Here is a 4974-nt window from a genome sequence, read left to right on the forward strand (position 1 = left end):
GGCTGAAGCCTTGGGCATGACCGATTTGAATGGTGGCGCGCTCTTCAACACTGAGTTCGGAATAAAACATAGGGGCAGCACCGTACCGGAAAGGTCAGGTGTTGCACTCAGATTTTGCCGCCGCCCTCCTTGGTGGTTGGCAGCATCAATGACATCACTAAGATCGACCTCGAAGCGATTGGCCTTCTTGACTCCGTTAAGTCCAAGATCATCTTATTTGATACTGATCAGACAAGCTTTGTATTCCGCTCGGGCGCTGGTAAAAAGTTCGTAATTCAAGGTTTAGCCGGATCTGGCAAGACTGAGCTTTTACTCCATAAAATGAAGGAAATATACTCAAGTGACCTGAAGGCAAAAATCGCCTTCACCTGCTTTAACAAAATCCTTGCTTCTACGATGAAGGAGAGAATCCCCGTATTCTTTGACTTCATGCGAGTTGAACGGCAAATCGACTGGAACAACAAACTTTTTTGCTTCCACTCTTGGGGCAGCGGCCGCGACCCATACTCAGGAATGTATCGTTACATATGCCACAGCTACGGAATACCATTTGGCAGTCTGCAATCCGGAGGATTTGACTATCAATGCAAAAAAGCCATAAAAGATATAAAAGCAATATCTGGCGAACGTGATTTTGTATTTGACTACGTCTTCATAGATGAAAGCCAAGATTTTTCTGCAAGCTTCATCGAGTTATGCGAGCTAGTAACAAAGAAGAAAGTATTCGTTGCCGGCGACGTATTTCAAAATATATTCCGCCCCATAGATGAAAGCGTCAATCGGGCAGACATGGTTCTCAAGAAATGCTACCGGACCGACCCTAAGAACCTCATGTTCTCGCACGCCCTGGGGATGGGCCTGTTTGAAAACCCCGTATTAAGATGGCTGAAGCCAAATGAATGGGATGCATGCGGTTATGTATATCGTGGAAAAGGCGACCGAGCCTTGGTTTCGCGCGACCCACTTAGGCACTTTGAAGACATTCCTAATAATTTTGAAAGCACAAAAATTCATTCACTTAACAACGGACTTCCTATCACAGAAGCCATCCTCAACGTAATTGCAGAAATCAAGGAAAGGCACCCTTCGACTCAGCAGGGTGACATTGCAATAATTTTCCTTGACAAGGACAACTACATATATGATGCAATTGCCGAACTAAAAATCGTAATTAAGCAGCGTCTGAATTGGGGAGTTAACGTTTCCTTTGAAACAAAAAACAGCGACCCTAACAAACTATTCATCTCAAATATAAACAACGCAAAAGGGCTAGAATTCCCCTTCGTAATCTGCTTTGCAAGCGATCTAAATAGAAATCCTTCATTCCGAAACGCACTATATACAATGATGGCCCGTTCTTTCCTAGAAAGCCATCTTGTACTCGGAAAGCGCGCCAACTCGGAAGTGCTGGGAAACGTCAAGGAAGGGCTAACATACATGCTCGAAAATGGTTACATGAACCTTCGAGTCCCTTCGGACGAAGAGATAGCAAAGCAAAAAGAATTTATTGTCATAGATGAACAGCCTTCAGTAGAGGAATTTGTAAGGCAATATTGTGCTAGTAGATCAGCAACGCCTCGACTACTCGCCAAACTCATAAGCCGTATGAACGACATTGTCAAAGACTCCGATTATGATGAAGAATACCTAGAGGCACTTCTGGAGGCCGAATACCGCAGGAACAAAGCACTGTGAGCGCCTTCTTTTACAAGGGTATACCAGGCTATTGCCTTGATGGTTTCTGCGCTGTTAGAAGCTCGACTGACAACCTGAGCAATATTCTTCATCTAGCCGAACTTATTAACACTCGAGGCCATTGCAGAACCGCAGACTATGATCCAGACTTTGATTTTGCCATCTTCACCGGAGACTTTTGCAGGGCATTAGTTAAGAAAAGAGATGGCTTTTTCTCTATGGCAATCCCGTTTCAGCTAATTAATGACGGAGAAACCATATACTTCAATTTTGACCCCGCAGGCGAAGCGGTTAGCGGTCGGTTTATCTCTATACTCCGCAATGCAATATTAACAGCCGCACATAGCTTCATATCGCACGAAGAGATTGTTTGCTCCATCAGCGATAGCTTTGGCCTAGATATCTCAGAGGCAACCCACTATTACGATATTTTTGCATCGTTGCTCGCTGACGATCATGGTTATTTTAGATTTGATGACGACCCAGACAATGAAGATGGCTGCATACATCCTCGCTATCATTTTGACTTCTTCTACAAGAACTCCAGCTCAATAAAGCTGGGCATTGATAAATATGCCGACATCGAATGCTTCTACTCTTTATTTGATGGCAAACAAAAGAAACACTACCTCCGGTAGTTAAATACCTGCTGCACAGCAGATTAACTACTGCCCTAGTCTTTATTGATTAGGTACGTTAAACGCCGACTTATAATCACTCGGTCGTAATTTCGTATGCTGTCACGCGACAACTATCTCGGCCCGGTCTTGCCGACGTACCGATACAGCGTTGTCCTCGATATCCCGTATCGCTTGGCCACATTGCTAACCTGAATCTGTGGATCTTTGAGCAAAGCCTCTATTTCACGGACTTGAGATTCGCCCAGCGCAGGTTTTCTACCACCTTGACGTCCTCGAGCGCGAGCTGCCGCCAGTCCTGCGCGAGTACGCTCTCGAATCAAGTTTCGCTCGAACTCTGCCAGCGCAGCGAATACATGAAAAATCAGCTTGCCGGCAGCGCTGGTAGTTTCGATTCGTTCGTTGATGGACTCGAAGGCCGCGCCCTCCTGCTCCAAACGACTGACGATCCCAACCAGGTCAGGCAGAGAGCGCCCGAGACGATCCAGTCGCCACACGACCAAAGTATCTCCGCTGCGCAAAGCCTTGAGGCAATGCCCCAGCTCCGGCCTGTCCGCTGACTTGCCGCTCATTGTCTCCTCGTAAACCACGGAGCACCCAGCCAGGGCCAGTGCATCTCGCTGTAGGTCGAGATTCTGATCATCAGTCGACACTCGGGCGTACCCAATCCGCTTTCCCATACGTTTTTCTCACACTGATTTCGGTACGAGAAAAGTGACAGGAAAGCGGGAAATCCCAAGCCCAGAAGCTCGTCTGGAATAGGTGTGCCATAAACGACCGTTTACGGGACGGATGCGCTCGTCAATTTCAGGCGCTGAAAGCGACCGAAACCGAACCCCAGAATATTTTTCCTCGCTCAACATTTCCTTTAGCGGCTCAGCACCTGAGCTGAATGGAGGAATGACCATGAAGCAGAGTTTCCACTCACATTTTGATCGGGACTTGACCAAGGCCGGCTCGGCGATACTTGAGGAGGCAGTCCGGCGCGGGCTACTCAGTCAGCACGAGGCCATGATCCACGACCAGCAATGGGCGCAGTTTAGTGTTTATGCCAGGGAGTCTCATGAGGTGGATATCCTGGAACTCGTCAATAAAAAACTGGTGAGGAAGTACGGGGAAGAGCTCTATATCCAGGCATACCAAGGGAATCTTCCGCTGCAAAGCGTGTCGGTCCTGCTTGAGACTGTATATTCAGTGATGGGCTTCGCAACTGATGGCCGTTGGAAGGGCGCAGCGGCTAACGTCGGTAGCCGTCTTGGTTTCCCAAGCCACGCACGCATTACCGTGCCGTGCAGTCTTGACCGAACTAAGTTTGAAGCCGCGATGGTGGATATTCAGGCTCTCCACTCAGAGCAGCTAGCAACATTAATCAGTCTAGTTCGATACCTCGGCATGTCATTGCTTGAGGCTTTTTTCTTCGACGCAGAAGATGCTCACAAGGACGCCAAAGAAGAAAACATCTTTTATGTGTTCAGCAAAGATAAGCATGAGCATCGGATCGTTAATATTTCTGCCCCTGAGCAAATTGTAATTTTGGAGAAGGCCGCAGTATTTCAAAAACTTCAGGGTAGCAGTCACGCGACGCCAGCAGGTTGGCGTACATGGAAATTAAAGAACCTACCTGCAGCTCAAGAGCTTTTACTTTCTCACGGACTAAACATTGATGATTGTCGCGCGGCATATGCCTGCGAGCTCTACCGGCGATTGTCTGGTCACCACGCCCCGATTCTTAGGGGCAAAGCTCCCAACGATGAGGATCTGGAGGCCCGGAATCACGTCGCCTACGAGCTCGGGAATATGCGTATCTGGGAAACTGATGCGTACGTCGGTGCCCGAGCCAACCTGAGGAAGGAAGACGCCGGTACCAGTCGCTAAGCCATCACACAGCAGATTTGGGATTAGATCAAACGCCCTTAACCTTGGCAGAGCTCGAATTAAAGGAGTCAGGGTATGGATCGTTTTGAATTGCTTGTATATGCCGTGCTTGCCGTCATCAGTGCGCTGACTATCGCAGGTGTAATTGGCTATATGGTCGCAGCGTACCTGGACAAGAAGCACGGCGACGATTGAGCCTTCAGCGGAACGGCCAGATACCTGCAACAAACTGCCCGCTGCCCCTTGGCAGCGGGCGCTTACCCAAATCTATCGGCAAGGCAATCTACCGCTGCGCTACGCAGTATTTCCCCAAGCCCATGAGGTCATGAGATGACTTCGGAAGGGCTGTCAATTTCCGCACCATAGCGAAAGTGTAGTGGTCTACTAACCCCGGACACCCATTTAAGGCGAGAATGCTCGCCATAAGAGAGGTGTCTGATGACCAAGCAACGTCGTACGTTTACGCCCGAGTTCAAGCGCGAGGCAGCCTGCCTGGTGCTCGACCAGGGCTACAGCCATATCGAAGCAGCCCGTTCGCTTGGGCTGGTTGAGTCGGCCCGATCGTGTCCCTGGAAATGGTGTAACTGAACCAACCGAAGGCGCCCTACGGGCGAGAGAGGTGGGTCATCGTGGTTCTTGGGATCGTGTCCCTGGAAATGGTGTAACTGAACCAACCGAAGGCGCCCTACGGGCGAGAGAGGTGGGTCATCGTGGTTCTTGGCTAACGTTGAGTTTGCGAAGACCTAACGAGCACCAGGGAAACCAC

Annotated in this window: 4 protein-coding genes and 1 pseudogene; 4 read left to right on the forward strand and 1 reads right to left on the reverse strand. The window is 49.1% G+C overall.

What is annotated here, in order from left to right; all coding sequences use genetic code 11:
* Window positions 1-114: 114 nt before the first annotated feature.
* Window positions 115-1695, forward strand: coding sequence for an STM2767 family DEAD/DEAH box helicase (locus DNK34_RS25145; protein ID WP_242675397.1), 1581 nt, complete (start codon window positions 115-117; stop codon window positions 1693-1695).
* Window positions 1692-2333, forward strand: coding sequence for an STM2766 family helicase-associated protein (locus DNK34_RS25150; protein WP_131177989.1), 642 nt, complete (start codon window positions 1692-1694; stop codon window positions 2331-2333). Before DNK34_RS25145 ends, DNK34_RS25150 begins: the two co-directional genes overlap by 4 nt.
* Before the next feature lie 113 nt (window positions 2334-2446).
* On the opposite strand, the gene DNK34_RS25155 is transcribed toward DNK34_RS25150, so the two are convergent.
* Window positions 2447-3013, reverse strand: a complete 567-nt coding sequence (locus DNK34_RS25155; protein ID WP_131177988.1) for a recombinase family protein — start codon at window positions 3011-3013, stop codon at window positions 2447-2449.
* Between the two features lie 226 nt (window positions 3014-3239).
* On the opposite strand from DNK34_RS25155, the gene DNK34_RS25160 reads away from it, so the two are divergent.
* Complete coding sequence (locus tag DNK34_RS25160; RefSeq protein WP_131177987.1) at window positions 3240-4208, forward strand: integrase; 969 nt, start codon at window positions 3240-3242, stop codon at window positions 4206-4208.
* A gap of 438 nt (window positions 4209-4646) precedes the next feature.
* A pseudogene (locus DNK34_RS25165) lies at window positions 4647-4793 on the forward strand (transposase); the annotation flags it as partial.
* Window positions 4794-4974 lie beyond the last annotated feature (181 nt).

Origin of the sequence: Phytopseudomonas dryadis (assembly GCF_004327355.1) — a bacterium.
Lineage (GTDB): Bacteria > Pseudomonadota > Gammaproteobacteria > Pseudomonadales > Pseudomonadaceae > Aquipseudomonas > Aquipseudomonas dryadis.

Coding starts and splice junctions, on each gene's coding strand:
- DNK34_RS25155 (WP_131177988.1), bottom strand. CDS start 3,013: ATGGGAAAGCGGATTGGGTACGCCCGAGTGTCGACTGATGATCAGAAT.
- DNK34_RS25160 (WP_131177987.1), top strand. CDS start 3,240: ATGAAGCAGAGTTTCCACTCACATTTTGATCGGGACTTGACCAAGGCC.